This window comes from Stenotrophomonas sp. STEN018 (genome assembly GCF_056760235.1).
In genome coordinates this window covers 12,703-37,804 of sequence record NZ_JBRREK010000045.1, presented here as the reverse complement: position 1 = coordinate 37,804, position 25,102 = coordinate 12,703, and the positions used below count along the sequence as shown (strand labels likewise).

The window sequence follows — 25,102 nt, the reverse complement described above, 5'->3', positions numbered from 1 at the left end:
GGCGTGCGCCTCCCCCCCACCCCCCGCCCCCCCCCCGCCCGCGGGCGGCCCCCCCCCCCCCGCGGCCCCCCGGCGCCCCCCCCCCCCCCCCCCACTACAGAACCGCATTGCTGGCAACGCAAGAAGATCAAAAGCCAACCCCTCCCCAACCCTCCCCTGCGCGTTGCGCAAGGGAGGGAGCAGATTTAACCCCACTCCCCTTCCCCGGCCGTTCCTATCCCCGTACGCCGCATCACGCGGCCCGGATGGGAGCAGCAATCATGGCTAGCGCAAAGGTTTCAAACCGACCGGCCGTTCGCAACATGGCACTGGCCGCCGCAGTGACGCTGTTGGTCGGCCTGCCGGTGGCGGCAGCGGTTCGCCATACCCCGTTCCCGGTAACGGAGAGCACGGGCGACCTCCAGGCGCCGAGCACGCAGCGCACACGGCAAACCAAACCTAACTTCCAGGCACCAAGCGCCACGGTTTGCAGCGATACACCCGTGCTGCGCGAGGTTGCCGATCCAAGCCCAAGACCGCAGCAGCACAGCATCGCTGCGGGCGAGGTGCGTATGCGCAAGGGGGACAGCTACAGGACGGATACGAAGATGATGGCGCCCATGCCAGCGCCTGCTGCGCCGCCACCTCCACCGCCGTTGGCAATCCGTGCCGAGGCCGCCGCCGATGCCAGCTATGCGGCCGCGGAAATGTCGTTGGCGTCGATCACCACCACTGGCAACGTGCGCCAGCAGCAGGTGCAGGTCACCGCAGGTGTGGTCGATGACAACGCCGACTTCACCGCGTTCCAGCAGTTCCTGCAGCGGCATGAAGAAGCCAATAATCTTGGCCGCGATGTCAGCGTGCGCCAGCGCGTGCAGGTGGTCGATGCGCAGGGCCGACCGGTGCCGGACGCGGAAGTGGCGGTGACCGCCCGCAACGGCGCGCGGATGTGGGCACGTACCGATGCCGGCGGTCAGGTTTGGGTGCATCCCAATGCCTTCGATGACCGCGATTCGGACAGCTACCAGGTGCAGGTGCGGCGCGCCGGCAAGACGGTGACCTCGGCCCTGCAGCGTGGGCAGAAGAATGCCCTGCAGGTGGTGGTGGCTGACGCGCCGCTGCCGGCGCGGGCCAGGCTCGACCTAGTGTTCATGGTCGACGCGACCGGCTCGATGGCCGATGAAATCGACAAGCTGCGTGACTCGCTGCAGGGCATCGTGCGCGATATCGCCCAGCTGCCATCCAGCCCGGATATCTGCCTGGGGCTGGTGACTTACCGTGACCGCGGCGACGAATACTTCGTGCGTGGCTGGGACCTGAGCAACAACGTTGCTGGTTTCCAGAAAGTGCTGAATGGCGTGCAGGCCAATGGTGGCGGTGATTATCCGGAAGCGATGAACGAGGCCTTCGACCATGCGGTGCAGGCAATGAACTGGCGTGGTGCTTCAACTACGCGTCTGCTGGTGTCACTGGCCGATGCGCCACCGCATATGGATTACCCGCAGCCGCGCTACGAGCAGACCATGCTGGCGGCGCTGGGCAAGGGCATCAAGGTATTGAGCGTGGCGGCATCCGGCCAGGACACGACGGGTGAGATCGCGCAACGGCAGATCGCGCAGTACACCGGCGGACGTTTCATCTTCCTCACCTATAAGGACGCCAGTGATCCTTCCAGCGGCCCGGGTAGTGAGACTGTGCATGAGGTGGAGAACTATTCGGTCGATACCCTGGACAAGCTGGTGGTGAAGCTGGTGCGCGAGGAGTTGGCGCAGTTGCCGAAGGGGTGAGCTTCTGCCCCGCCAAGCCCTGTAGTGCCGAGCCATGCTCGGCAATGGGCTTTACCGGCAATGCCCCTGCCGAGCATGGCTCGGCACTACCAAAAGCGGGCTTTACCGCGCTGGCAACGGAATACTGTCGTCCTGACGGTCATCGCTTGCCGCCATCGTCGCGGTATCTCCGCTCACGCGCATCATCTGCAATGGCTGGCCATCAAGGCGGAACTCCAGTGCCGACTGCAAGCGGTCCAGCGCCTGCACCTGTGTGCACAACGAACGCGCGTGCTGCTCCAAGGCAACAGTGCGGCCCTGCAGGCGCTGCTCCAGTTCGGCGTCGAGTTTTTCAGTGCGTTTTTCCAGTTTGTCTTCGCCGCCAGTGAATACCGTCCACAACACGCTGCGGGCGATCGAGCCGGTGAGGCTCTCGGCGGCGGCTTCAACGCGGGCGTCGAATCCATCATCAAACAACTCCTGCTCCCAGCGGCCGCGGCCGATGGTGGTGTCAACGAAGCGTTGGGCTTCTTTGCGCAGTTTGCGCACCTTGCGTGAGTTGGCATCGCCGGTCAGTGCTTCGTAAACCGCATCCAGCGTGTCGAAGGTGATGCCTACCGATTCGTTGGCGATGCCGGTTACCGCTGGCATCAGCTGACGCACGCCGTTCTCCAGTGCGCGCAGGCGTTGTGCATCGGCGGCCGATACCGTCTGCATACGGTTGTCGATGCTCAGCTGGCCATCGTGGAACACGATCTCGCGCATCGGCAGAGTATCGCGGCGCAGCCAGATGCCGCCGCCGTCGACCAGCACGTTGTAGTCGGTGGATACGCCGCATTGGTCGGCGGACAGCTCCGGTGCCTTGACCGCAGCGGCCTGGGCTGCCAGCGGCAGCAGCAGGGCCAGCGAAGTGGCGATGGGCAGCAGGCGCATGGCGGCGAGCTCGTGGCGGGAGGTTGCGGCCAGCTTGGCCGCTCGCGGCAAGGGCTGCGTCGGCCGGAAGTCATACCCGGAAATTTCATCAGAAATTTACGTTATCAAGTCAGGTGGTTTCCCTACAAAAAAACTCTGCAAAAGGCTTGACTGCGCAGTCCGTTCGAGCAGGTTGCAGTGTCCGGCGCGGGTGCCAGACAGTCCAAGCCTTGTGCCGCAAGGCTTGGCAAAGAAATACTAGATTTGGTGTTGACCCTGTCATACACCCCCACTATCTTGTGCTCCGTCGGTTCTGGCGGGATTTTTCCGTCGGATTAATAGGGAAGCTGGTGATGCCTTCAAGGCTAGTCCGGCACTGCCCCGCAGCGGTAATTGGGAACGACCCCGCCAACAGCACTGAGGCAAACGCCTTGGGAAGCGGCGGAGTAGGAGAAGGCCCCCGCCTTCCTGCCCATGAGTCCGAAGACCTGCCGACAGCCACGCGATGCACACCGCGTGGTGCCGGCTGCGGTGTCTTCGAGGGGAAGACGGCTGGTGACGTGGTGCTGTGGCTGCTGCCGACTCCTGGTCGTGCGCTGTCGCGGCTGCTGCGACGCCGTCCTTCCATGCTCGCTGCTCCGTACCGGCTCTGCTTCCTGCGCGGGCAGGAGCTGCGTGCATAACGTTTGCAAGGACACCATCGTCGTGACTGCCACTCATACTGACGTCGCTCCGGCTGAAGCCGGTTTTGAACTGACCCCGCCGCCGACCGCCACCGCCATGAGCGTGACCAAGCGCAATGGCAGCACCGAGCCGGTAGACCTCAACAAGATTGTCCGCGCCATCCAGCGTTGCTGCGAAGGCCTGCACGCGGTGGACCCGATGCGGGTGGCCACGCGCACCATCTCCGGCCTGTACAACGGCGCCAGCACCCAGGAACTGGATGAGCTGTCGATCCGTACCGCCGCCCTGCTGATCGGCGAAGAGCCCGAATACGGCCGCCTGGCCGCGCGCCTGCTGGCCAACTTCATCGGCAAGGAAGTCTCCGGCCAGGAAATCCATGCGTTCTCGCAGTCGGTCGGCCGTGGCCACGAAGTCGGCCTGATCAACGACCGCCTGCTCAACTTCGTGCAGGTCAATGCACGCAAGCTCAACGACGCGATCGATCCGGGCTACGACCTGAACTTCGATTACTTCGGCCTGCGCACCATGTATGACCGCTACCTGCTGCGGCATCCGCATTCGCGCAAGGTCATCGAGACCCCGCAGCAGTTCTTCCTGCGTATTGCCAGCGCGCTGAGCGAGGACGTGCCCGAAGCACTGGCGCTGTACCAGCGCCTGGGCAGCCTGGACTACCTGCCGTCCAGCCCGACCCTGTTCAATGCCGGCACCAGCCACGAGCAGCTGTCCTCGTGCTTCCTGCTGGACTCGCCGCAGGATTCGCTGGAATCCATCTACGACCGCTATGCCGATATCGCCCAGCTGTCCAAGTTCAGTGGCGGCATCGGCGTCAGCTATACCCGCGTGCGTTCGCGCGGCTCGCTGATCAAGTCCACCAACGGCCACTCCAACGGCATCGTGCCGTGGCTGAAGACGCTGGATTCCTCGGTGGCTGCGGTCAACCAGGGCGGCAAGCGCAAGGGCGCGGCCTGCGTCTATCTGGAAACCTGGCACGCCGACATCGAGGACTTCCTCGAACTGCGCGACAACGCCGGTGATGACTCGCGCCGTACCCATAACCTCAACCTGGCCAACTGGGTGCCGGACCTGTTCATGCAGCGCGTCGAGGCCGACCAGGAATGGTCGCTGTTCGATCCGCGCGTGGTGCCGGAGCTGACCGATCTGTTCGGTCCGGCCTTCGAGCAGGCCTATGTGCAGGCCGAAACCCAGGGCAAGGCGCGCAAGACGGTGTCGGCACGCAAGCTGTACTCGCGGATGATGCGCACCCTGGCTGAGACCGGCAACGGCTGGATGACGTTCAAGGACAAGTGCAACCTGGCCAGCAACCAGACCCTGCGCGCTGGCAACGTGATCCACCTGTCCAACCTGTGCACCGAGATCCTGGAGATCACCTCCAACGACGAGACCGCGGTCTGCAACCTGGGCTCGATCAACCTCGGCAACCACCTCGACGCGCATGGCGATTTCGATTTCGAAAAGCTCGCCGAGACCGTGCGCCTGGCCGTGCGTCAGCTCGATCGCGTCATCGACCTGAACTTCTACCCGATCGAAACCGCACGCCGCGGCAACCTGCGTTGGCGTCCGGTCGGCCTGGGCTGCATGGGCTTGCAGGATGTGTTCTTCCGCAAGCGCATGGCGTTCGACTCCGACGAAGCGCGCGCGCTGTCGACCAAGATCGCCGAGGCCATCTATTTCCACGCGTTGGAAGTGTCCTGCGAACTGGCCCAGGAACGCGGCAAGCACCCCTCGTTCAACGACACCCGCGCTGCCCACGGCGAGTTGCAGTTCGACGCATGGAATGTGGTGCCGAGCGATGTCGAGCGTTGGGACGCACTGCGTGAGCGCATCAAACAGCATGGCCTGCGCAACTCGCTGATCATCGCCATCGCCCCGACCGCAACCATCGCCTCGATTGCCGGCTGCTACGAGTGCGTCGAGCCACAGGTGTCCAACCTGTTCAAGCGCGAGACCCTGTCCGGCGACTTCCTGCAGATCAACCGTCACCTGGTTGCCGAGCTGAAGCAGCTGGGCCTGTGGACGCCTGAAGTGCGCGATGCGATCAAGCTGGCTGACGGTTCCATCCAGGGCCTACCGCAGATCCCGGAAACCCTGCGCCACATCTACCGCACCGCATGGGAGCTGCCGATGCGTTCGCTGATCGACATGGCCGCCGCACGCGGTGCCTATATCGACCAGTCGGCCTCGCTCAACCTGTTCATGGAAAGCCCGAACATCGGCGCGATGTCGTCCATGTACATGTACGCCTGGAAGCAGGGCATCAAGACCACGTACTACCTGCGCTCGCGCCCGGCCACCAAGATCGCCAAGACCACGGTCAGCAGCTACACCCCGGTGGAAGCCGTGGCCTGCTCGCTGGAAAACCCGGAAGCCTGCGAAGCCTGCCAATAAGCACTGCATAAGCCCCTCTCCCGCCCGCGGGAGAGGGGTTGGGGTGAGGGCGCTTTGAAAGCAAGCAGACCCAGCCCTTCAGGAACCAACCCTCATCCGGCGCTGCGCGCCACCTTCTCCCGCAGGGAGAAGGGAATGGAGACCAAAAATGTCCGACTCCCCCCGTCAAATGCTGCTCGATCCCGGTTTCGAGCTGACCCTGCGTCCGATGCGTTACCCGGACTTCTACGAGATGTACCGCAACGCCATCAAGAACACCTGGACGGTGGAGGAGATCAATTTCCAGATCGACATCACCGACCTGCACCAGAAGATGTCGCCGGCCGACCAGCACCTGATCCATCGCCTGGTCGCGTTCTTCGCCACCGGCGACTCGATCGTGTCGAACAACCTGGTGCTGAACCTGTACCAGCACCTCAATGCGCCGGAAGCGCGCATGTACCTGTCGCGCCAGCTGTACGAAGAAGCGCTGCACGTGCAGTTCTACCTGACCCTGCTGGACAACTACCTGCCGGATCCGGAAGAGCGCTTCAAGGCCTTCGCTGCAGTTGAGAACATCGATTCGATCAAGAAGAAGGCCGCGTTCTGCTTCAAGTGGATCGATGCGCTGCAGGACACCAAGCGACTGGAAACCCGCGACGATCGCCGCCAGTTCCTGCTCAACCAGATCTGCTTCGCCGCGTGCATCGAGGGCCTGTTCTTCTTTGCCGCCTTCGCCTATGTGTACTACTTCCGCTCGCGCGGCCTGCTGCCGGGCCTGGCCTCGGGCACCAACTGGGTGTTCCGCGACGAAAGCTGCCACATGGAGTTCGCCTTCGAATGCGTGCGCAAGATCCGCGCCGAAGAGCCCGACCTGTTCGACGCGAAGATGGAGCAGGAGGTCTACCAGATGCTGGAAGAGGCCATCGAGTGCGAAGTGCAGTTCGCCGAGGACGTGCTGTCCGGTGGCGTGGCCGGTATCTCCACCCGCGACATGCGCGAGTACCTGCAGCATTGTGCCGACAACCATTTCCTGAAGCTGGGTATGGCCAAGAAGTACAACGTGCGTAACCCGCTGCCGTTCATGGAATTGCAGGACGTGCAGGAACTGACCAATTTCTTCGAACGCCGCGCCTCTGCCTACCAGGTGGGCGTGCAGGGCGAAGTGGCGTTTGATATGGCGTTTTGATCGACACCCTCCCTTGCGCGAAGCGCAGGGGAGGGTGCTTGGCTCCCTCTCTTTCACCGCAGGTGAAGGGGAGGGTTGGGGAGGGGGGCTTTCAGGCTTCCGAGGCTTTATCGGCTTCGCGGCTTACGCCGCTCCTACAAGAGCTGCAGGCGCGTACACAAGCCGCACAGCTTTGCGGGCGTATCATCGGCGCCAACTTACAGGTGATACCCCCATGACCCCCATCGTCGACACCAATCCGCCGGTCGAAGTCCGTATGGCGGAAATCGTATTTCCCAACCATGCCAATCACATGGGTACGCTGTTCGGTGGCCAGGCGCTGGCGTGGATGGACAAGGCGGCATTCCTCGCCGCCGCCCGTTACTCGCGTTGCACCGTGGTTACCGCACGCTCGGACCAGGTCGATTTCAAGCTGCCGATCCGCATCGGGCAGATGGTGGAAACCATCGGCCGGGTGGTCCAGGTCGGGCGCAGCTCGATGCATGTGGAAGTCGAGCTGATTGCCGAAGACCTGCATAGCGGTGAGCGCAAGCTGTGCACCAAGGGCAGCTTCGTGATGATCGCGCTTGATGGCGATGGTCATCCGACCGCCGTGCCGGCGTTGCCGATGCAGGCCTGAGCCGCAAGGCGATGAGTACTTCTTCGGTACAGGTCGGGCATTTGTCGCCGGCGGTGATCACCGAGCTGCCGGAGTTCATTGCCGGTCATCGACGCCTGTTCGTAGTCACTGGCGCCGGTTGCAGTACCGATTCCGGCATTCCCGACTACCGCGACCGCGATGGCCAATGGAAGCGCACACCGCCGGTGAGCTACCAGTCCTTCATGGGCGAGGAAGCAACCCGCAAGCGTTACTGGGCGCGCAGCCTGCTGGGCTGGCCGCGTTTCGGTCGGGCCCTGCCAAATGGCACGCACCATGCGCTGGCGGCGCTGGAAGCCGATGGTCGCATCGAGCTGCTGCTGACCCAGAACGTGGACTGCCTGCATCAGGCTGCCGGCAGCCAGACCGTGATCGATCTGCATGGCCGCTTGGATCAGGTGCGCTGCATGGATTGCGAAGCACGCAGCTCCCGTGAGCTGCTGCAACAACGCCTGCTGCACGCCAACCCCGGCTGGGAGGTGCTGGAAGCGGGCATCGCGCCCGATGGTGACGCCGATCTGGAAGCCGACTTCTCCGCTTTCAGCGTGCCTGCCTGCGAGGCATGTGGCGGCGTGTTGAAGCCGGATGTGGTGTTCTTCGGCGAGAACGTGCCGCGCGAGCGCGTCGCGGCGGTGCATGAGCATCTGCAGCGTTCCGATGCGGTGCTGGTGCTGGGCTCGTCACTGATGGTGTATTCGGGCTTCCGTTTCGTCGATGCAGCCGCCAAGGCCGGTTTGCCGATAGCCGCGGTCAATCTCGGCCGCACCCGCGCCGATCACCTGCTGTCGTTGAAGGTGGAAATGCCTTGCGCGCAGGCACTTGCCTTCCTGTTGAACGGTACCAAGACGCAGTGATCCATCACCCCGGTTGAATCAGGGCCCGCTACGGCGTGCAATGAGCGCCCCCACCGTTGATGGACGTCTCCCACGTGAGCAAGCTTTTTTCACCGTTGTCGCTTGGTCCGCTGTCTCTTGCCAACCGCATCGTGATCGCGCCGATGTGCCAGTACTCGGCGCAGGACGGGCAGGCGACCGATTGGCATACGATCCACCTGGGCCAGTTGGCGCAGTCCGGCGCCGGCCTGTTGATCATCGAAGCCACTGCGGTCGAGCCGCGCGCGCGCATCAGCTGGGCCGATCTCGGGCTCTGGGACGACGCCACCGAAGCTGCCTTGGCCAAGGTGCTGGCATCGACGCGGCGCTGGTCGAGCATGCCGATTGGCGTGCAGCTGGCACATGCCGGGCGCAAGGCGTCCACCGCGCGCCCTTGGGATGGAGGTGGCGCGATCGCGCCGGAGCAGGAGCATGGCTGGCAGGTGCTGGCGCCGTCGGCGCTGCCGTTCAAGGCCGGTGATCCCGTCCCGGAAGCATTGGACAGCGCCGGCATCGATGCGGTGGTCGAAGACTTTGTTGCTGCGGCCAAGCGCGCAGTGCGGCTCGGTCTGGAGCTGATTGAACTGCATGCCGCACATGGCTACCTGCTGCATCAGTTCCTGTCGCCGCTGAGCAACCAGCGTGATGATGCTTACGGCGGTTCGTTGGAGAACCGCATGCGCTTGTTGCTGCGGGTGTTCGACGCGGTGCGTGCGGTGGTGCCAGAAAATGTGGCATTGGGCGTTCGCATCTCTGCCACCGATTGGGTGGACGGTGGTTGGGACGTCGCCCAGAGCATCGTGCTGGCAAAGGCACTGGAAGCACGCGGCAATGATTTCCTGCATGTCTCCAGTGGCGGGCTGGACCCACGGCAGCAGATTCCGGTCGGCCCCGGCTACCAGCTGCCGCAGGCTGCTGCGATCAAGGCTGAAATCGCTACGCCGGTTATCGCAGTGGGCCTGATCACCGAGCCAGCGCATGCCGAAGAGATTCTGCTTGAAGGCAAGGCCGACGCGATTGGTATCGCCCGCGGCATTCTGTACGACCCGCGCTGGCCATGGCATGCAGCCGCGGCGCTGGGTGCGCAGGTGACGGTTGCGCCGCAGTATCTGCGCAGCGAGCCGCATGCAGCGCGTGGGCTGTTCAAACTCGCCGAGCAAGGCTGAGCCCGAAGCCGGGCGTCAGCGGCATGCCGCTGGCGCTCAGGCGTGGTCGATGTCGATGCGCCAGGCCGGCGGCAGGGCATCGAGGATGTGCTGCAGCAGCGAGCGTACTTTCGGGGTCAGGTCGCGGCGGTCGCTGACGCACAGGAACAAACGCATCGGCTCCGGCGAGGCCTGCACATCGGTGGCGGACTCGTTCTGGAACAAGGCCTGCAGTTCGCCGCGGGCCAGATAAGGTGCGGCGACGAAGGCTGCCAGCCGGGTCACGCCGCCGCCGCGGGCTGCCATGGCCGCCAATGCATCGATATCGTCGCTGACCAATGCCGGTTGCACCTCGGCATCAAAGCGCAGGCCGCCGCGGACGAAACCCCAGCGCAGGTAGCGCCCATCCAGCGGGTAGCGGAACAACAGGCAGCGATGCTCGCGCAGCTCTTCGGGTGTACGCGGGGTGCCGGCAATGGCCAGATACGCCGGTGCGGCACAGAACACGAACGGCACCTGTGCGATTGGCCGAGCCACCAGGCCTTCTTCCAGCTGCGGCTCGATGCGGATGCTGACATCGACGTCTTCGTGGGCGTGATCGACGCTGCGGTCGGCCAGCAACAGTTCCATTTCCAGTCGCGGATAGCGTTGCTGCAGGGCTGGCAGCAACGGCGCAAGCACATGCCGGCCGAACGCCGCGCTGCTGGCGATGCGCAGCCGGCCGGCGGGTATCGCGTCCGGATCAGTTACGGCTGCCTGGGCACGCTGCAGGTCGCGCTCGATATGCCGTACCTGCGCCAGGTACAGCGCGCCACGTTCGGTCAGGGCCAGCTGGCGGGTGGTGCGGTTGAACAGGCGCACGCCCAGATGCGCTTCCAGCCGGGCGATGTTCTGGCCCACCGCCGCCGCACTGATGCCCAGGGTGCGCGCGGCAGCAGCCAGACTGCCGGCGTCGGCGGTGCGGATGAAGCTGCGGATGGATTGGAGAATGTTCATGCCGGGTGGCATTTTCCGGGAGGATGACAAAGTAAATCTTTATAAAGCGCCAAGCCCGCGCGATCTAGCCGTCACCCGGGTCGCCGACTATCGTGCCCGGCCCGCAGCGCCTGATTGCTGCTTGCATGGATACCGCTGGATGCTCGAGCCCCGCCCTGTTGCCGTTGCCCGTTGGAAACTTGATGCACGCGCAACTCCCTATGTATTCGCCTTTTTCATGGCCTCGATCATGGCCATGCTGATGTGCCTGGTGATCACAGCCGCCAATGCAGGCATCGATGGCCAGTTCCCGGCGCGGGTACTTTCTGCCTACTGTCTGGCGATGCCGACTGCATTCTGCTGCGTGCTGGTGGTGCGGCCCTTGGTGATGCGGCTGGTGGCGCTGACGGTGCATCCGCACTGAGCCGGCCGATGGGTAAATCGTGTCAGCTGCAACTGTCTTTGCCGGGAATCGACCGGAACGGTTACTTTCCACGACCCCACTGATAAATGTTGTTGGCCATGCGTCCTGATTTCATCCTCACCCTTTCCTGCCCGGACCGCACCGGCATCGTCTATCGCGTGTCCGGCCTGCTGTTCGAGGCGGGCTGCAACATCCTCGATGCGCAGCAGTTTGGTGACGACGAAAGCGGTCGCTTCTTCCTGCGTGTTCATTTCGACATGCACAAAGCCGGTGACGAGCCGGCGGTGCGCGCGCGCCTGCAGGGCTTGGGCGAGGAATTCGCGATGCAATGGGAGCTGCACGATGCGCGCCGCCGCGCGCGCCTGCTGGTGCTGGTCAGCAAACAGGGCCATTGCCTCAATGACCTGCTGTTCCGCACCCACAGCCGCCAGCTGAAGGTGGATATCGCCGCGGTTGCCTCCAACCACAACGACTTTGCCGGGCTGGCCGGTTCCTATAACGTGCCATTCCATCACCTGCCGGTGGATGCGGATAACCGCGAGCAGCAGGAACAGCAGATCATCGATCTGGTCGAGCGCGAGCGCATCGATCTGGTGGTGCTGGCGCGTTACATGCAGATCCTGTCACCGCGCCTGTGCCAGGCGTTGTCGGGCCGGGCGATCAACATCCATCACAGCTTCCTGCCCAGCTTCAAGGGTGCGCAGCCGTACCACCAGGCGCATGCGCGCGGGGTCAAGATCATCGGTGCCACCGCGCATTACGTGACCTCGGATCTGGACGAAGGTCCGATCATCGAGCAGGACGTGGCGCGGGTGGATCACGCGATGACGCCGCGTGATCTGGTGCAGCTGGGCAGTGATACCGAATCGCAGGTGCTTGCGCGTGCGGTGCGCCGCCATGTCGAGCATCGCATCCTGCTCAATGGCCACCGCACCGTGGTGTTCCGCTGAGCAGCTGGTTTAAGCCAGCCGATCTGAATCAGCCGATGTGAATCAGCCGATGTGAATCCCGCATTCGTTCAAGGCGATGCGGGTGGCTGCATCGTTGGCCGCTGATACTGGACGGGTCAGTTCCCATAGGAAACGCACGGCGAAACCGCTGATCGCCGCATCCTGCGCGCTCCACAGCACACAGTAGTCGCGGGCCAGTCCGCAGACATGCACCTCGCGGATGCCGCGCTCATGCAGCCAGCCGGCCAGGCCGGTCGGCGCGCGTGTGGCTTGTGGGCCGATGTTCTCGCGGAACGCGCTATAGGAGTCCACTTCGCGCTGGCTGCCTTTGCGCAGAATCAGATCGGCATGCTTCCAGTCAACGCGTGCATCCAGCGTCGCACCGGCTGTGCCCTGCACGCAGTGGTCCGGCCACAGCGTTTGCGGCTGGCCATGCAGTTCGATGGCATCGAACGGCTTATGCCCAGCATGCTGGCTGGCGAACGAGGCGTGATCAGCCGGATGCCAATCCTGGGTAGCAACCACGGTTTGATAGTGGCGCGCATCCAGCAGTGCAGCGATGCCGGGCACGATGGCGTCACCGTGCTGGCAGGGCAGGGCACCGCCGGGCATGAAATCCGGTTGTAGATCGATAACCAGCAGCGCAACGTCTGTTCCGTACATCGACAACTTCCTGACGCGGGGAGACACAGTTTAAGGCAACGGCGATCAATGCCACGTAGTGCCGAGCCATGCTCGGCAGGGGCATTCCCAAGGCGCCTGTGGGAGCGGTGAAAGCCGCGAAGCAAGCAGAGCCAAAGCACCCTTCCTCAGCTCTCCCCTTCGCTACGCGAAAGGGAGGGAGCGTAGTTCCGAGCCGGGCTCGGCAGGGGCGGTACCGGTAGAGCCTCAGCCGAGCATGGCTCGGCACTACGGTTCAATGCGCCGACGAGTGCGAGAACAGGTTGATAACCAGCACCCCGGCGCATATCAGGCCGATGCCGACGATGGCTGCTGTATCGAGTTTCTGCTTGAACACGAACAAGCCGATCAGGGAAATCAGCACGATGCCGACACCGGACCAGATCGCATAGGCGATGCCGGTAGGGATGGTCTTCATCACCAGTGCCAGCAACCAGAAGCACACGCTGTATCCGGCCAAGGCGCCAACTGTTGGCCATAGCCGGCTCATGCCATCGGAGGCTTTGAGCAGCGAGGTGGCGAGTACTTCCAAGGCGATGGCGCAGGCCAGCAAGACATAGGCGTTCATGACGGTGCTCGAAAAGGTGTTCGCCAATACTAGCGGTACGCTCTTACGGCGCCGATCTAGACTGGCCGCGCCATATGGACCCAGGTCTGCATGGCAGGCGCCGAGGCAACAAGCACAGGTGACAGTGAGCGGTAGTGCCGCAGGGTCGGCTTGCAGCAGGCACGCAGGGGGCGTGCCTGCACTGCTTCCGGGTGCCGAGCTGGAGCGGCGCCAGGCCGACTCGCGTAGTGGTTTGTGCAGCACACATCGCGCCAGTACCCCAAGTGGTGCCAGACTCCGATCCACGTCCCAACTCAAACAACAGATGGCCAACTACGCGCTGCTAGAGATGTTTGTGTTGTTGATCGTCGCCCATGCCGTGGCCGACTACCCGTTGCAGGGGGAGTTTCTGTCGCGCGCCAAGAACCGGCATGCGCCGGTCCCCGGAGTGCCGTGGTATCAGGCGCTGGCCGCGCATGGCGTGATTCACGGCGGCGCGGTCGGCTGGATCACCGGCAGCATCGTGCTTGGGGTGCTGGAAACGGTGAGCCATATGCTGATCGATGATCTCAAGTGTGGTCACCGCATCAGCTACAACCTGGACCAGGCCCTGCATGTGGCCTGCAAGGTGCTGTGGTTGGCGTTGTTGTTGCTGATGCCGGGCCTGCCGTGATGCAGGACCCCGATGCTTGCCTAGGCTCGCCACTACAGCCGGGCTGCGGCCGCTTGGCCGAGCCTCCGCGCTTGCTGTGATCGGCCAGCTTTTGGCGCCCGCTTGCAGCCAAAACCACGCACACAAACCCGGTCGCAAGCTGAAAGCCTGTATTGCCAGGCCAGCGTGAATCGGTGACTTGGGCGAAAATAGCCGATCCACGCACCACAAGATCCCGCGCTGCATGCCTTCCCTGCCTCAAAACTCCCGCTACGACGACTCCCTGCGCCTGTCCGTCGCCCCGATGATGGATTGGACTGACCGGCATTGCCGGGTATTCCACCGGCTGCTGGCGCCGGGTGCGCGGCTGTACACCGAGATGGTGCATGCCAATGCGGTGATCCATGGCGACCGCGAGCGGCTGATCGGTTTCAATCCGGTCGAGCAGCCGTTGGCGCTGCAGCTGGGTGGTAGCGATCCGGCGGCGCTGGCGCAGGCTGCGCGCATTGCCGCCGATTGGGGCTATGACGAGGTCAATCTCAACTGTGGCTGCCCGTCCGACCGGGTCCAGGCCGGACGCTTTGGTGCCTGCCTGATGCGCGAACCTGAATTGGTTGCTGAATGCGTCGCGGCGATGGTGGCCGCTGTGGATATCCCGATCACGGTGAAATGCCGCCTGGGTGTGGACGAGGACAAGGATTACGAGGTGTTTGCCAGTTTTGTGGACCGGCAGGTACAGGCCGGCGCTGCGATGGTGGTGGTGCATGCCCGTAATGCCTGGCTCAAGGGCCTGTCGCCCAAGGAGAACCGTGAGATCCCGCCGCTGCGCTACGACTGGGCCTACCAGCTCAAGCGCGAGCGCCCGGCGCTGCCGTTGGTGATCAATGGCGGCATCGCCACGGTCGAGGCCGCGCAGCAGCACATGCAGCACCTGGACGGGGTAATGCTCGGCCGAGCGGCCTATCACGACCCCTACGTGCTGCACGCGCTGGACTGTGCCCAGACCGGGCAGCCGCTGCGTGGTCGTGAGGAACTGTTGGTCGCGCTGCGTCCGTATGTGGAAGCGCAGCTGGCCGCTGGCTTGGCCCTGAAACACATCACCCGGCACCTGCTTGGTCTGTTCCATGGCCAGCCGGGCGGGCGTGGCTTCCGCCAGGTGCTGAGCGAGGGCGCACACCGGCCCGGCGCCGACTGGGCCCTGGTCGAGCAGGCGTTGCAGGTCACCCGTCGTCAGGCAGAGCGGGTGGCGTGAAGGGTCCGGCGGGAGGGTTATCCGGCATTTGTCCGGTCAGCTTGCTGAACGAGTGCGCGAAGCAGGGGCCGGGTTCAGATCGGATTCACCCCTAAAAATCAAGAATTTGGCTCAATTTCGTAAGGTCCACAGAAAATTTTTGCGGGCTGTGGTTTACGAATTTTGAACGTTGCCTCGCCGTCCGCTAGGATCTGTCCCATGCACTCGCTTTCCCGTCGTCGCCTGCTGGTTGCCCTGATTGCCGCGTTGGTTGTGGCCGGTCCGGGCGTGGTCGTGGCGTCGGCGCAGCAGCCGCAGCAGTCGCGGGGTGACAACACTCGTGGCGTTGAAAGCGGTGAGCGCGTTGCCCGTGCCGGCCGCCAGGCCGGTACAGACCGCTCGCTGTCCGATGCAGTGCGGCGCGTGCAACGTGAAACCGGTGGGCGCATTCTTGGTGCCGAGCGCGTGCCGTATGACGGCCGCGACATCAATCGTGTCAAATACATGGATGACCGTGGGCGCGTACGCTACATGGACGACCCGTCACCTTCACGAGACCACCCGCGCGACCAGCGGGCGGAGCTGCCACCACGCGGCGATAACTCCTGAACAGCGATAGTGGTTGTGGTTTTTGAATACACACGCTGGCCGCTTGGCCGGCCCAAAGTACTAGGGAGAGTTCATGCGTATCCTTCTGGTTGAAGACGAAGCCCCGCTGCGGGAAACCCTTGCGGCACGCCTCAAGCGCGAAGGTTTTGCCGTGGATGCCGCTCAGGATGGCGAAGAAGGCCTGTATATGGGCCGCGAAGTGCCGTTCGACGTGGGCATCATCGATCTGGGCCTGCCCAAGATGTCGGGCATGGAGCTGATCCGCGCGCTGCGTGACGAGGGCAAGAAATTCCCGGTGCTGATCCTGACCGCACGTTCCAGCTGGCAGGACAAGGTCGAGGGCCTGAAGCAGGGCGCCGACGACTATCTGGTCAAGCCGTTCCACGTCGAAGAGCTGCTGGCTCGCGTCAACGCGCTGTTGCGCCGCGCCGCTGGCTGGTCCAAGCCGACCCTGGAATGTGGCCCGGTGGCGCTGGATCTGGCCGCACAGACGGTGAGCGTGGCCGGCAGCAATGTCGACCTCACCAGCTACGAGTACAAGGTGCTGGAGTACCTGATGATGCATGCCGGTGAGTTGGTCTCCAAGGCCGACCTGACCGAGCACATCTACCAGCAGGACTTCGACCGCGACTCCAACGTGCTGGAAGTGTTCATCGGCCGCCTGCGCAAGAAGCTCGATCCGGATGGCGAATTGAAGCCGATCGAAACCGTGCGTGGCCGCGGTTACCGTTTCGCGATCCCGCGCAACGAGGGCTGAGCCCCGTAGGGGCATAGCGTCATGACGGGCCGTCAGTGGCTATTGAAGCGTTGGCGGCCCCGCTCTTTGCAGGCCCGCCAGCTGCTGGCTGCCTCGGTGGGCCTGGTGGCCTTCCTGGCCTTGGCCGGTTATGCGCTGGACGCGGCCTTCGGCCAGACCGCGCGTGACAACCTCAGTGAACGCCTGAAGAACTATGCCACCGCCTATGCTGGTGGCATCGATTTCACCCGCGATGGCTCGCTGTACATCCGTGAACAGCCGCCAGATCCGCGTTTTGATTTTCCCGGCAGCGGCCTGTACCTGCAGGTCGTAATGCCCGGTCATGTAGCCAACTCGATGTCGGCCGAAGGCCCGATGCTGCCGGACGTGAGCGAGCACACGCTCAAGCCGCGCGAGGAAGTGTTCGAAGGCCCGTTGCCCATTACCCAGATCGACGGCACGCCCGGCGAGGTCTATCGCTACGGCATGGGCCTGGTATGGGGCGGCGATGGTGCGCCCGAATCCGAATTTCCGTACACCATCTATGTGCTTGAGGATTCGCGCGCGCTGGGTATGCAGCTGCGCAGTTTCCGTGCGGCGGTGTGGTTCTGGCTGGGTGTTACCGGCCTGATCCTGCTATTGCTGCAGACACTCGTGCTGCAGTGGAGCCTGCGTCCGCTCAAGCGCGTGATCAATGAACTGACTCGTGTGCAGCGAGGCGAACGCGAGCGCATGAGCGAGCTGCATCCACGCGAGCTGGAGCCGTTGACCGAAAGCATCAACGCTTTCATCGAAAGTGAGCGCGAAAACCTGGAGCGCCAACGCAACACCCTGGCCGACCTGGCGCACAGCCTGAAGACACCGCTGGCCGTGCTGCGCACCCAGTTGGAAAGCGGCACCAGCAACGATGCCGAGCTGCGCGAGGAAGTTGGCGTGCAGCTGCAGCGAATGAACAACCTGGTTTCCTACCAGTTGGCGCGTGCGGCATCGTCCGGGCACAAGCTGTTCTCGGCACCGGTACCGATCGAGACCACGGCCGAAGAAATCGTGCGTGGACTGGAGAAGGTCTACGCCGCCAAGGGTGTGTTCTGCGAGTTCGAGGTGACGCCGGGGGTGAACTTCTACGGTGAGCCGGGCGATCTGCAGGAACTGCTGGGTAACCTGCTCGAGAACGCCTTCAAGTGGGCCAACCGCCGCGTCCTGCTGACGGCCAAGCCGATCAGCGCAGGCAACGGCAAGCGCGCTGGCTTGATCCTGGCAGTGGACGATGATGGTCCGGGCATTGCCGAGGACAACATCGCCAAGGTGCTGCAGCGTGGTGTGCGCGGCGATGAGCGCGTGCAGGGCCATGGCATCGGTCTGTCGATCGTGCAGGACCTGATCAAGGCCTATCGCGGTGAGTTGCAGGTCAAGCGCTCCGAGGAACTGGGCGGCGCCCGTTTCGAAGTGACCTTGCCGCCGGGTATCTGATTCCGCGGTAGGTCATGGCTTCAGCAGGCCGTCTGCCTGTGCTCCGCGCTGCGTGCGTGAGGAGCCAAAGTCAAAGTCAAAGTCAAAGTCAAAGTCAAAGTCAAAAGCGAACCCCTCCCCGGCCCTCCCCTTGGCTACGCCAAAGGGAGGGAGCGAAGCGCGTGCTATGCTCCCTCCCTTGCGCACGCAGTGCGTAGGGGAAGGCCGGGGAGGGGTTCGCTCTTGATCTTGCTCTTGCTCTATCGCAGTCCAGCTTCAACCGGCCCATAAAACCGCCGCAGATGCGCCGCCACCGCCGGCATCGTCTGCACCAGCAACTCCGGCGCGGAGAAGTGGTACTCACTGACCACCGCGAAGAATTCCTCCGGCGCTTCCGCCGCATACGGATCAATCACGGTTTCAACATCCGCATCCACCTGCGCGCAGAACGCGTCATAGGCCTGCTGGAAATCCCGCGCCCATTGCCGCTGCCATTCGCGCGGCAGCGGCGGCGTGCCATCGATGGCGCCATCCAGTGCATCGATCTTGTGTGCCATCTCATGTACGGCCACACAGAAGCCGGCCTGCGGATCGGCGATGTCGCCCTGCACATCGGCCCATGACAGGATCAGCGGGCCGCTGCCCCAGGCTTCGCCGATCAGCTCGTCGTCCCACTCATGCAATACCCCGGCTGCATCGGTATGGCTCTGGCGCACGCGGAATGCATCCGGGTACACCACCAGCTCCGACCAGCCATGCAGGCCCTCGCGGCCGAACTCGATCAGCGGCAGGCAACACAAAGCGGCCAGCAACATGCACTGGCCCTCGTCCAGTTCCAGCCCGGCAACCGGAGTGATGGTCTTGCGCTGCAGAAACAGTTCCACCAAGGCCCGCAGCTTGCGCTCGCGTTCGGCAGACAACTCAGATAACCACAGACACTGCTGGCAGGTCTGCTGCCAGAGATCGTCATCAAGCGGAGGCGGTGTGCGCTGCCACCAGCGCAACAACGACTGGATCAGCGGAACATCCCGGGCAGCAGGCGATGCCAGCGCGGTGCACGCAGGCGCGGCAACAGATCATCGTCGCTGCCACCACCGGCACGCGGGGTGGCGGTCTTGGCCGGAACCGGAGTCGCCGGCGGGGCGTTGGCGATGCTGACGGCGGCGGCCGGGGCCGCGACGCGCTCCACTTCGGCCGGGGCGTAGCTGCACGCACTTTGGCCAGCGCCGCCGAGCGCGTCCGAAGCCTGCGCTGCAACTGGCGCCAGCAACAGGATCAGGCAATGAGCGAGGTGGCGCATCGTCAACATCCAAAGGCGGGCTAATTCCCGATTCTAGCCTGCTTTTTCTCCGGAACAGGGGAGCGGCGCTGGGCGGCTTCCGGGGCATGCCGCATAATTTCCGGGTCTGTTGTGAGGAAACTGCCGTGGATGACCGCCAACTGCTGGCCAAGCTGGGAACCGGAGCGTTGTCCGGTGACGCGCTGGCGCGTGAGCTTGGGCTGACCCGGGCGGCCGTCTGGAAGCGTATTCAAGGGCTGCGTGCCGCTGGCGTGGCGATCGAGGGCCGTGCCGGCGACGGTTATCGGCTGGCCCAGCCGCTTGAGTTGCTGGATCCGGCACAGATCCGCATCGGCCTGCCAGCGGCGGTGCTGCCGCTGCTGTCCGAGCTGGAAATAGGTTGGACATTGAGCTCAACCAATACGGAATTGCTGCAACGCAGCGCGCCTGAGCGCGGAACCGCGGTGCTGCTGGCCGAACGCCAGACCGGCGGCCGCGGTCGCCGTGGCCGCCATTGGGCCTCGCCGCTGGCCGCGCATGTCTATCTGTCACTGTCGCGCGGCTTTGGCGGCGGCCTGTCGCGGATGGGCGGGCTGAGCCTGGCAGTCGGCGTGGCGGTGGTCGAAGCCCTGCACGGGCTGGGTTTCCGCAACGCCGGCTTGAAGTGGCCCAACGACGTGGTCGTGAACGGGCACAAGCTCGGCGGCCTGCTGGTGGAAGGCGGTGGCGAATTTGCCGGCCCGGCACGGGCGGTGATCGGTTTGGGCTTGAACGTGCGCATGCCGCAGGCCAGCGCCGCCGACATCACCCAACCGTGGACCGATCTGGATACGCTGGCCGGCGCCGAGGTGTCGCGTAATACCGTGGTGGCGGCTTTGCTGGCGTCCCTGCTGCCGGCGCTGGAACAATTCGAGCAGCACGGCCTGGCACCGTTCCTACCGCGCTATGCGGGCATGGATGTGTTGCAGGGCCGCGCGGTGCGGGTGGAAGAGGCCGGCGTGCTGCACGATGGCGTGGCCTGCGGGCTGGCCGAGGACGGCGCATTGCGGGTGAATATTGATGGGCGGGAAACCTGTTTCCATGCCGGCGAAGTCAGCGTGAGGGCGGCATGAGCGATTGGTTGTTTGATCTGGGTAACTCGCGTTTCAAATTTGCGCCGCTGCACGGCAATCGCGCCGGCAGCGTGCAGGCCTGGGCGCATGGCGCCGAGGCGATCACCGCCAGCGCGCTGGAAGCCCTGCCGCAAGGCGATACCGCCTGGGTGGCCAGCGTTGCCTCGGCAGCGTTGACCGAAGAAGTGATGCAGATTCTGCAGGCCCGCTTCAGCACGGTGCAGGTGGCCAAAACCCTGCCGCAGTGTGCGGGCGTAACCGTCGCCTATGCACGACCGGAGAAGTTCGGCGTGGATCGTTTCCTCGGCTTGCTGGCGGTGGCACCAGCGCAAAAATCGGTGCTGGTGGTCGGCGTCGGCACCGCTCTTACCATCGACCTGATCGATGCTGATGGCTTGCATCGTGGCGGCCGCATCGGTGCCTCGCCAACGGTGATGCGCGAAGCCCTGCATGCGCGCGCTGTGCAGTTGCCCGCCACCGGCGGCGACTACGCCGAGTTCGCCAACGACACCGCCGACGCGTTGGCTTCCGGCTGTGATGGTGCCGCGGTGGCACTGGTCGAACGCAGCCTGCGCCAGGCGCAGTCATTGCTTGGCAGCGAGCCGGCACTTGTAGTGCATGGCGGCGGTGCATTGCCGTTGCTGCCGCTGTTGCCTGAGGCAGACTACCGTCCGGCGCTGGTACTGGATGGTCTGGCGCGCTGGGCAGTTCACCACGGCGCGTGCGCCCGGTAGGATCACCGCATGCTGACCCGTCTCCTTATCGTCCTGCTGGCCATCCTCAATGTTGGCGTCGCGCTGTGGTGGATGACGCCGCGTACCGAACCGGTGGCCGCAGCGCCACGTGCCGAGCCCGGCGTTGCCAGCCTGGAAGTGCTGCCGTCACCGGCGACTAGCAATGCCAATCCCGTCGCGCCGGCGGCCGCTGAAACCGCTGTTACTTCGGCAGCGGATGCTGCGTCGCTCACTGCCGCCGTGCCGGTAGCCACAGCTGCGGTTGCCAAGCCGGCAGAGCTGCCGCCAGCTGCCACTGCAGTGGTCGAAGCCAAGCCCGCTGAGGTCAAGCCGACCGAGGTAAAACCGCCTGCCGCTGTGCAATGTGCCAGTCTCGGCCCTTACGCCACGCAGGCGCAGGCGCAGGCGGCATTGACCGCACTGGGCACTGATGCCGCACGCCCGCGTCTGCGCGAAGTGCCCGGCAAGGCAGCCAACAGCTACCGTGTACTGATCGCCCCCGCCGCCACGCGCGAGGAAGCCCAGGCCACCGCCAAGCGCATCGTCGAGGCTGGTTTCAGCGATTACTTCGTCGTTTCCCAGGGCGACGAAGCCAACGCCGTCGCGCTGGGCCAGTACCGCAACCGCGAAGGCGCCGAGCGCCGCCTAGCCAGTCTGGCCGCCGCCGGCTTCCCGGCCAAACTGGCCACCAGCGGCACCGAAATCGCCCCAAGCTGGTGGGTGGACGCAGCCACCGCCGGCGCAGCCACCCCGGCCACGTTGAAGCAGCGTTCGGCCGCCGCCCAACAACAGTCGTTGGATTGCGCGCGTCTGCGGTAGAATGGCGCGCTCCGCCACGGCGGGGATTCGGGAAGCATCGGTTTCGACCAGCTTTCCCCAGGTTGCAGCGCTACCATCGCGCAACCGCAGCACGTAACACGCCTTGCCGCTTTAGCTCAGTTGGTAGAGCAACTGTCTTGTAAACAGTAGGTCATCCGTTCGATTCGGATAAGCGGCACCATCGCCTGATCCTATAGCGTCCGAGCAAGTCCAGAATTCATACTAAGCCCGCAGAAATGCGGGCTTTTTTGTGCGCTTTGGCCCGAGCTTGTCCACGTACATCCAGCGACTTTGGGGGTACAAGTGGGGGTACATTTTGGAAATCGTGGTTCAGCAAGGAGGATGTACCCCCAATGGGTGCTAAGCAACTGACAGATATGGCCGCGCGCAATGCGAAGGCTAAGGAGAAGCCGTACAAGCTGGCAGCAGGTGCAGGTCTTTACCTGCACGTGATGCCCAATGGGGCTAGGTACTGGCGGATGAAGTACCGCTGGGATGGAAAGGAGAAGCTGCTGGCCATCGGGGTGTATCCCGAGGTTTCGTTGAAGGAAGCTGGAGAAGCCCGGGATGAGGCTAGGGCGAAACTTCGTGCTGGACACGACCCATCCGAGCACAAGCAATTGAGCAAGCTCACGTCCAAGTTGTCAGTGGATACCCGCTTCCAGGCGATAGCCATAGAATGGCTCGAGTCCCGGGGGGACTTGGCGCAGTCAACACGAGAGAAGGCGGCATGGATGCTCGAGACGTATGCCTTCCCTTGGTTGGGTAAAAGGCAGATCAACGAGATTGGTACTGCAGAGGTTTTGGTGGTGCTGCGCAGACTGGAGGCTCAGGAGAAGATCGAGTCCACGCAGCGCCTTCGCCAAATCTGTGGGCAGGTCTTTCGCTACGCCGTGGCCACCGGAAGGTTAGATCGTGACCCGACCAGTGCTCTTCGGGGTGCTCTGAAGACCGCTAAGAATAGGCACTACGCTTCCATAACCGATCCAGCGAAGGTTGGCGCGCTGATGCGGGCCATTGATGGGTACACGGGGCAGTTCGTCACGCAATGTGCGCTCCGCTTTGCTCCTCTGGTCTTCACTCGTCCGGGGGAGTTGCGTAAGGCGGAATGGGAAGAGTTCGATCCTGCTGCCAAGCAATGGAACATCCCTGCAGCGAAAATGAAGATGGGGATAGCTCATGTTGTTCCGCTATCCAAGCAGGCTGTTGCTGTGCTGGAGGAACTACGACCGGTCACGGGGAATGGACGCTACGTGTTTCCGTCCGTCCGAAGCTCGAGAGATCCAATGAGCGAGAACACCGTCAATGCAGCACTTCGTCGCCTGGGATACGGGACAGATGACATGACCGGGCACGGGTTCCGAAGCATGGCCTCTACTTTGCTGCATGAGATGGGGTGGACATCAGACGCGATTGAAAGGCAGCTTGCGCATTCTGAGAGAAATCCCATCAAGGCTGCCTACAATCGGGCGGAACACTTGCCTGAGCGCAGGAAGATGATGCAGGCGTGGGCTGACTATTTGGATAAGTTGAAGGTTGGATAAGTTGAAGGGAAAAGGTCAACCGCTTCTGAATTTGGCTGGCTGACTCTCTGCTCTGAGGTTTAGATTTCCCCGCGCGATGGTAGTCGCGCGGGGCGATATTTCGAAGCTGTGAATTAGATCGTTTGGCCCTGCCGCGAGTTATCTAAATCAGCATCCTTGGCAGGTGATCCGAATAGGCGAATTGGCTCTGTTGCCTACCGAATCCGACATCCGCCAACCCCATAGGACGAGCATTGGAGTTCCCAGGATTTCCTAGACAGAGCTAGCCTTTTTTGGGGGCAGCATTGGGAGACAGTCATGTCTGCAGGCAAGATCACCAGCAAGACCCGACGAGCCTACAAATTCATCGATGCGCATCGGGACGAGTTCAGTATCCAGATGATGTGTCGTCTGCTTGGGGTTGCTAGAGCCGGCTACTACGCATGGCGTGAACATGCGATTTCCGATCGAGCGCAAGAAGATGCGCGGTTGCTTCGTTTGATACGTGTGTCGGTTACCGCCAGCCACGGAACTTATGGCGCCCTCAGGGTGTTTCTCGACCTGAGGGAGCATGGAGAGGCATGCAGCAAACATCGGGTTGCTCGCTTGATGCGGGTGAACGGATTGCACGCGCTGCATGGTTATCACATACGGCACATCCCAGCTCCAGAACCACATGTCTTGATCCCAAATTTGCTCCAGCGTCAGTTCAGCGTATCGCGCCCGAACGAGGTATGGGTGACGGATCTCAACTACATCTGCACGTGTCAGGGGCGGCTGTACCCGATGGTTGTTTTGGATCTTTTCTCATGCAGGGTTGTTGGTTGGGTTGTCAGACCAACGATTCATCGAGAACTTGTTCTGGATGCCGTGATGAAAGCCGTGCGAAGCCGATGTCCTCGCAAAACCCTGATGTACTCGGATCAAGGCTCGCAGTACGGAAGCGATGCTTGGCGGCGTTTCTGCAAAGACAACCACCTTGAGCCAGGCATGAGCAGACGTGCCAACTGCTGGGACAACGCAGTCGCTGAGTTCTTCCTCAGTAGCTTGAAAAAGGAACGGATCAAGAAGCGCATCTGTGCGAATCGTGATGTGGCGACCTCGTACATATCCGACTACATTGATGGGTTTTATAATCCAACACGCCGCCACAGCCATCTAGGCCTGGGTAGCCCAGACGAGTTCGAGGCGGCGCATCGCCACCCTCGGTCAGGTGTTCACTAAATCCTGAGAACTCCAAATAAAGAAGACCCGTAGCCAATGCCTGCTCTAGATGCCACGTTGTCTGACAAACGGGTTTTATCCGGCGGCCGCTCCAGCGAGGCCACCCAGCACGCTTGCTAGGATTGGGTGCTCAAGAAGTTTGGCCAGCCTGGATTTTGCGTCTGCCTTTTGGTCCTCGGTTCCGCTTGAGGCCTCGATGGCATGGGCGAGCGTTTGGGCTGCACTCACGACGTTCTGAGTGTTGTAGTCGCCAATCTGGATGGAGTGCGAGCCTTGAATGTTGATAGTGTGCGCTCGCGGCTGGAGCGAGAGGGGAGTGCCAATCTTGAGCTGAAAGTGTGGCGCAATCCCACCGATGCCGACGTCATAGAAGGTGGCGTTCTGGATGTAGGAACGCTCAGTTTTACCGCCTGGAAGCGTTCGGGTCACGTAGTCGCCAGAGTCGACGTCAGCGGTCGGGTCCTTCAAGATTACGGTGGTTCCCGCAAAGGTGGCTTGGTAGGGGCCTTTCACTTCCCCGGACTGCTTTTCGATGAAAGCTTCCTGCATCTTGCCGATCATTACGTTGAGCTCCTTTTCTATCGTTGA

Annotated in this window: 25 protein-coding genes, 1 tRNA gene and 1 riboswitch; of the genes, 19 read left to right on the top strand and 7 right to left on the bottom strand. The window is 63.2% G+C overall.

The features are described from left to right. The first annotated feature begins 260 nt into the window (after positions 1-260). The gene (locus ACVOMB_RS16070; protein ID WP_481532087.1) at positions 261-1,766 is read left to right on the top strand and encodes a VWA domain-containing protein; all 1,506 of its coding nucleotides are present in this window, start codon (positions 261-263) and stop codon (positions 1,764-1,766) included. 102 nt (positions 1,767-1,868) lie between these two features. Here the strand turns inward: ACVOMB_RS16070 and ACVOMB_RS16065 are convergent, their stop codons facing one another. Then, positions 1,869-2,678, bottom strand: a complete 810-nt coding sequence (locus ACVOMB_RS16065; RefSeq protein ID WP_481532086.1) for a DUF2884 family protein — start codon at positions 2,676-2,678, stop codon at positions 1,869-1,871. A gap of 270 nt (positions 2,679-2,948) precedes the next feature. Next, a riboswitch (cobalamin riboswitch) is annotated at positions 2,949-3,166 on the top strand. A gap of 271 nt (positions 3,167-3,437) precedes the next feature. On the opposite strand from ACVOMB_RS16065, the gene ACVOMB_RS16060 reads away from it, so the two are divergent. The 5 genes from ACVOMB_RS16060 (at position 3,438) to ACVOMB_RS16040 (ending at position 9,590) form a co-directional block, all read left to right on the top strand. Continuing rightward, complete coding sequence (locus ACVOMB_RS16060) at positions 3,438-5,747, top strand: ribonucleoside-diphosphate reductase subunit alpha (RefSeq protein WP_481532090.1); 2,310 nt, start codon at positions 3,438-3,440, stop codon at positions 5,745-5,747. Positions 5,748-5,895: 148 nt separating this feature from the next. After that, positions 5,896-6,915, top strand: coding sequence for a ribonucleotide-diphosphate reductase subunit beta (locus ACVOMB_RS16055; protein WP_481532085.1), 1,020 nt, complete (start codon positions 5,896-5,898; stop codon positions 6,913-6,915). A gap of 214 nt (positions 6,916-7,129) precedes the next feature. Further along, positions 7,130-7,534 (top strand): acyl-CoA thioesterase, encoded by a 405-nt coding sequence (locus tag ACVOMB_RS16050; protein ID WP_481532084.1) that lies wholly within the window; start codon positions 7,130-7,132, stop codon positions 7,532-7,534. An 11-nt stretch (positions 7,535-7,545) separates the two neighbouring features. Continuing rightward, positions 7,546-8,406 carry an NAD-dependent protein deacetylase gene (locus tag ACVOMB_RS16045; protein ID WP_481532083.1) on the top strand — a complete coding sequence of 287 codons (861 nt, stop codon included), beginning with the start codon at positions 7,546-7,548 and terminating at the stop codon, positions 8,404-8,406. Positions 8,407-8,465: 59 nt separating this feature from the next. Continuing rightward, entirely contained in the window at positions 8,466-9,590 is a 1,125-nt protein-coding gene (locus tag ACVOMB_RS16040) for an NADH:flavin oxidoreductase/NADH oxidase (protein ID WP_481532082.1), read from the top strand. Between the two features lie 36 nt (positions 9,591-9,626). Here the strand turns inward: ACVOMB_RS16040 and ACVOMB_RS16035 are convergent, their stop codons facing one another. Continuing rightward, complete coding sequence (locus ACVOMB_RS16035; RefSeq protein ID WP_481532081.1) at positions 9,627-10,565, bottom strand: LysR family transcriptional regulator; 939 nt, start codon at positions 10,563-10,565, stop codon at positions 9,627-9,629. Between ACVOMB_RS16035 and ACVOMB_RS16030 the strand changes: the two genes are divergently transcribed. Both ACVOMB_RS16030 and purU read left to right on the top strand, forming a co-directional pair. Then, positions 10,558-10,968 (top strand): DUF2798 domain-containing protein, encoded by a 411-nt coding sequence (locus ACVOMB_RS16030; RefSeq protein WP_481532080.1) that lies wholly within the window; start codon positions 10,558-10,560, stop codon positions 10,966-10,968. The genes ACVOMB_RS16035 and ACVOMB_RS16030 overlap by 8 nt on opposite strands. 98 nt (positions 10,969-11,066) lie before the next feature. Further along, on the top strand, positions 11,067-11,918 hold the full coding sequence (purU, locus tag ACVOMB_RS16025; RefSeq protein ID WP_481532079.1) for a formyltetrahydrofolate deformylase: 852 nt from the start codon (positions 11,067-11,069) through the stop codon (positions 11,916-11,918). Between the two features lie 42 nt (positions 11,919-11,960). Here the strand turns inward: purU and ACVOMB_RS16020 are convergent, their stop codons facing one another. Together ACVOMB_RS16020 and ACVOMB_RS16015 are read right to left on the bottom strand one after the other, a co-directional pair. Then, positions 11,961-12,581, bottom strand: a complete 621-nt coding sequence (locus ACVOMB_RS16020; protein WP_481532078.1) for a nicotinamidase — start codon at positions 12,579-12,581, stop codon at positions 11,961-11,963. A 253-nt stretch (positions 12,582-12,834) separates the two neighbouring features. After that, entirely contained in the window at positions 12,835-13,167 is a 333-nt protein-coding gene (locus tag ACVOMB_RS16015) for an SMR family transporter (RefSeq protein WP_481532077.1), read from the bottom strand. Between the two features lie 172 nt (positions 13,168-13,339). Between ACVOMB_RS16015 and ACVOMB_RS16010 the strand changes: the two genes are divergently transcribed. The 5 genes from ACVOMB_RS16010 to ACVOMB_RS15990 all read left to right on the top strand — a co-directional run bounded on the left by ACVOMB_RS16010 (position 13,340) and on the right by ACVOMB_RS15990 (position 17,844). Then, complete coding sequence (locus ACVOMB_RS16010) at positions 13,340-13,819, top strand: DUF3307 domain-containing protein (protein ID WP_481532076.1); 480 nt, start codon at positions 13,340-13,342, stop codon at positions 13,817-13,819. A 223-nt stretch (positions 13,820-14,042) separates the two neighbouring features. Beyond that, positions 14,043-15,050, top strand: a complete 1,008-nt coding sequence (dusA, locus tag ACVOMB_RS16005) for a tRNA dihydrouridine(20/20a) synthase DusA (RefSeq protein ID WP_481532075.1) — start codon at positions 14,043-14,045, stop codon at positions 15,048-15,050. A gap of 198 nt (positions 15,051-15,248) precedes the next feature. Further along, positions 15,249-15,638, top strand: a complete 390-nt coding sequence (locus ACVOMB_RS16000) for a PepSY domain-containing protein (RefSeq protein WP_481532074.1) — start codon at positions 15,249-15,251, stop codon at positions 15,636-15,638. Between the two features lie 73 nt (positions 15,639-15,711). Further along, positions 15,712-16,395 carry a response regulator transcription factor gene (locus tag ACVOMB_RS15995; RefSeq protein ID WP_057627010.1) on the top strand — a complete coding sequence of 228 codons (684 nt, stop codon included), beginning with the start codon at positions 15,712-15,714 and terminating at the stop codon, positions 16,393-16,395. A 21-nt stretch (positions 16,396-16,416) separates the two neighbouring features. Further along, the gene (locus ACVOMB_RS15990; RefSeq protein ID WP_481532073.1) at positions 16,417-17,844 is read left to right on the top strand and encodes an ATP-binding protein; all 1,428 of its coding nucleotides are present in this window, start codon (positions 16,417-16,419) and stop codon (positions 17,842-17,844) included. Between the two features lie 239 nt (positions 17,845-18,083). Here ACVOMB_RS15990 and ACVOMB_RS15985 read toward each other — a convergent pair whose 3' ends face one another. Beyond that, positions 18,084-18,872, bottom strand: coding sequence for a M90 family metallopeptidase (locus ACVOMB_RS15985; protein WP_481532089.1), 789 nt, complete (start codon positions 18,870-18,872; stop codon positions 18,084-18,086). After that, positions 18,839-19,123, bottom strand: a complete 285-nt coding sequence (locus ACVOMB_RS15980) for a hypothetical protein (RefSeq protein ID WP_481507829.1) — start codon at positions 19,121-19,123, stop codon at positions 18,839-18,841. The genes ACVOMB_RS15985 and ACVOMB_RS15980 overlap by 34 nt, the downstream gene beginning before the upstream one ends. A gap of 125 nt (positions 19,124-19,248) precedes the next feature. Between ACVOMB_RS15980 and birA the strand changes: the two genes are divergently transcribed. From birA to ACVOMB_RS15950, 6 genes are all read left to right on the top strand, one after another. Beyond that, positions 19,249-20,214: a bifunctional biotin--[acetyl-CoA-carboxylase] ligase/biotin operon repressor BirA gene (birA, locus tag ACVOMB_RS15975; protein WP_481532072.1), complete on the top strand. Its 966-nt coding sequence runs from the start codon at positions 19,249-19,251 to the stop codon at positions 20,212-20,214. Beyond that, complete coding sequence (locus ACVOMB_RS15970) at positions 20,211-20,948, top strand: type III pantothenate kinase (RefSeq protein ID WP_481532071.1); 738 nt, start codon at positions 20,211-20,213, stop codon at positions 20,946-20,948. The genes birA and ACVOMB_RS15970 overlap by 4 nt, the downstream gene beginning before the upstream one ends. Before the next feature lie 9 nt (positions 20,949-20,957). Beyond that, complete coding sequence (locus ACVOMB_RS15965) at positions 20,958-21,767, top strand: SPOR domain-containing protein (RefSeq protein ID WP_481532070.1); 810 nt, start codon at positions 20,958-20,960, stop codon at positions 21,765-21,767. A 105-nt stretch (positions 21,768-21,872) separates the two neighbouring features. Beyond that, positions 21,873-21,948: transfer RNA gene (locus ACVOMB_RS15960), tRNA-Thr, on the top strand. Between the two features lie 172 nt (positions 21,949-22,120). Beyond that, complete coding sequence (locus ACVOMB_RS15955) at positions 22,121-23,311, top strand: tyrosine-type recombinase/integrase (RefSeq protein ID WP_481532069.1); 1,191 nt, start codon at positions 22,121-22,123, stop codon at positions 23,309-23,311. Positions 23,312-23,608: 297 nt separating this feature from the next. Beyond that, positions 23,609-24,514, top strand: a complete 906-nt coding sequence (locus ACVOMB_RS15950) for an IS3 family transposase (protein ID WP_481532068.1) — start codon at positions 23,609-23,611, stop codon at positions 24,512-24,514. Between the two features lie 75 nt (positions 24,515-24,589). Here the strand turns inward: ACVOMB_RS15950 and ACVOMB_RS15945 are convergent, their stop codons facing one another. Continuing rightward, positions 24,590-25,075, bottom strand: coding sequence for a hypothetical protein (locus ACVOMB_RS15945; RefSeq protein ID WP_481532067.1), 486 nt, complete (start codon positions 25,073-25,075; stop codon positions 24,590-24,592). Positions 25,076-25,102 lie beyond the last annotated feature (27 nt).

Coding starts and splice junctions, on each gene's coding strand:
- ACVOMB_RS16030 (WP_481532080.1), top strand. CDS start 10,558: ATGTTCATGCCGGGTGGCATTTTCCGGGAGGATGACAAAGTAAATCTT.
- ACVOMB_RS15950 (WP_481532068.1), top strand. CDS start 23,609: ATGTCTGCAGGCAAGATCACCAGCAAGACCCGACGAGCCTACAAATTC.
- ACVOMB_RS16070 (WP_481532087.1), top strand. CDS start 261: ATGGCTAGCGCAAAGGTTTCAAACCGACCGGCCGTTCGCAACATGGCA.
- ACVOMB_RS16065 (WP_481532086.1), bottom strand. CDS start 2,678: ATGCGCCTGCTGCCCATCGCCACTTCGCTGGCCCTGCTGCTGCCGCTG.
- ACVOMB_RS15980 (WP_481507829.1), bottom strand. CDS start 19,123: ATGCGCCACCTCGCTCATTGCCTGATCCTGTTGCTGGCGCCAGTTGCA.
- ACVOMB_RS16050 (WP_481532084.1), top strand. CDS start 7,130: ATGACCCCCATCGTCGACACCAATCCGCCGGTCGAAGTCCGTATGGCG.
- purU (WP_481532079.1), top strand. CDS start 11,067: ATGCGTCCTGATTTCATCCTCACCCTTTCCTGCCCGGACCGCACCGGC.
- ACVOMB_RS16015 (WP_481532077.1), bottom strand. CDS start 13,167: ATGAACGCCTATGTCTTGCTGGCCTGCGCCATCGCCTTGGAAGTACTC.
- ACVOMB_RS15945 (WP_481532067.1), bottom strand. CDS start 25,075: ATGATCGGCAAGATGCAGGAAGCTTTCATCGAAAAGCAGTCCGGGGAA.
- ACVOMB_RS16060 (WP_481532090.1), top strand. CDS start 3,438: ATGAGCGTGACCAAGCGCAATGGCAGCACCGAGCCGGTAGACCTCAAC.
- ACVOMB_RS16045 (WP_481532083.1), top strand. CDS start 7,546: ATGAGTACTTCTTCGGTACAGGTCGGGCATTTGTCGCCGGCGGTGATC.
- ACVOMB_RS16020 (WP_481532078.1), bottom strand. CDS start 12,581: ATGTACGGAACAGACGTTGCGCTGCTGGTTATCGATCTACAACCGGAT.
- ACVOMB_RS15955 (WP_481532069.1), top strand. CDS start 22,121: ATGGGTGCTAAGCAACTGACAGATATGGCCGCGCGCAATGCGAAGGCT.
- ACVOMB_RS15990 (WP_481532073.1), top strand. CDS start 16,417: ATGACGGGCCGTCAGTGGCTATTGAAGCGTTGGCGGCCCCGCTCTTTG.
- ACVOMB_RS16040 (WP_481532082.1), top strand. CDS start 8,466: ATGGACGTCTCCCACGTGAGCAAGCTTTTTTCACCGTTGTCGCTTGGT.
- ACVOMB_RS15970 (WP_481532071.1), top strand. CDS start 20,211: ATGAGCGATTGGTTGTTTGATCTGGGTAACTCGCGTTTCAAATTTGCG.
- ACVOMB_RS15995 (WP_057627010.1), top strand. CDS start 15,712: ATGCGTATCCTTCTGGTTGAAGACGAAGCCCCGCTGCGGGAAACCCTT.
- ACVOMB_RS16035 (WP_481532081.1), bottom strand. CDS start 10,565: ATGAACATTCTCCAATCCATCCGCAGCTTCATCCGCACCGCCGACGCC.
- ACVOMB_RS15965 (WP_481532070.1), top strand. CDS start 20,958: ATGCTGACCCGTCTCCTTATCGTCCTGCTGGCCATCCTCAATGTTGGC.
- ACVOMB_RS16055 (WP_481532085.1), top strand. CDS start 5,896: ATGTCCGACTCCCCCCGTCAAATGCTGCTCGATCCCGGTTTCGAGCTG.
- ACVOMB_RS16000 (WP_481532074.1), top strand. CDS start 15,249: ATGCACTCGCTTTCCCGTCGTCGCCTGCTGGTTGCCCTGATTGCCGCG.
- dusA (WP_481532075.1), top strand. CDS start 14,043: ATGCCTTCCCTGCCTCAAAACTCCCGCTACGACGACTCCCTGCGCCTG.